The organism is Polaromonas sp. P3_C2 (assembly GCF_056402675.1).
Genome location: NZ_JBFUGX010001040.1, coordinates 1 through 992 on the forward strand (window position 1 = coordinate 1; position 992 = coordinate 992).

A 992-nucleotide genomic window follows, 5' to 3' on the forward strand; every position below is an offset into this window, starting at 1 on the left:
GAGTTGCAGGGCACAGTGCGCACGTTCAGCATTGAAGTGCTGGACATGATTGAAAAGCGCATGAAGGAAGTGGCCGAACACACCTGTGCCGCGTTTGAAGCACGCTGCGAATTCGAGTTCACGCGCAACTACCCGCCCACGGTCAACAGCGCCGCCGAGGCCGACTTCGCACGCCGGGTGATGAGCGACATCGTGGGGCCGGCCAACGTGCTGCCGCAGGAGCCCACCATGGGCGCCGAAGACTTCGCCTACATGCTGCAAGCCAAACCCGGCGCCTACTGTTTCATTTCCAACGGAGACGGCGCGCACCGCGACATGGGCCACGGCGAAGGGCCCTGCACGCTGCACAACCCGAGCTACGACTTCAACGACGACCTGATCCCCCTGGGTGGCACCTACTGGGTCCAGCTGGCTACGCGCTGGCTGGGYACGGTTCCTGAGGTGCGCCCCTGACAACGCCAACAACACCATGAACACACACGCGGCTTTTTCAGCCAGTTATGCGGCTGCGCGCGCCAAATTCCTCGAGGCGGCTCGCGCCGCCGGCATGGCGCTTCGCGCCTATGAACACCCGCTGAAGGGCCGCGACGGCGAAACCCTCGCGATGGATGTGGCCCTGGACGGCTCACCTGACGCAAACAAGCTCTTTATCGTCAGCAGCGCTTGCCACGGCGTGGAAGGCTACTGTGGCTCGGGTGTGCAGGTGTATGCCGCACAGGACGCCGAATGGCGCGCCAAGGCCCGCGCGGGCGGTGTGGCAGTGCTCTACATTCACGCGATCAATCCCCACGGCTTTTCCCATGCACGGCGCACCACGCACGAAAACGTGGACTTGAACCGCAACTTCCATGACTTCGGCCAGCCCTTGCCTGTCAATGAGGCTTACCGCGAGCTCCACGATTTGCTGCTACCCGCGCGGTGGCCCCCTACAAGCGAAAACCAGGCCGCCATTGCGGCCTACATTGACACCCGTGGTGTGGCACGTTACCAGG

Annotated in this window: 2 protein-coding genes; both read left to right on the forward strand. The window is 63.5% G+C overall.

The genetic code is table 11. The features are described 5' to 3' along the window. The coding region (locus AC1DWI_RS24410) for a M20/M25/M40 family metallo-hydrolase (RefSeq protein ID WP_477726076.1) at positions 1–453 on the forward strand (453 nt) is incomplete at its 5' end. Between the two features lie 16 nt (positions 454–469). Further along, positions 470–992, forward strand: a 523-nt coding sequence (locus AC1DWI_RS24415) for a DUF2817 domain-containing protein (RefSeq protein WP_477726077.1), incomplete at its 3' end; no start/stop codon positions are given.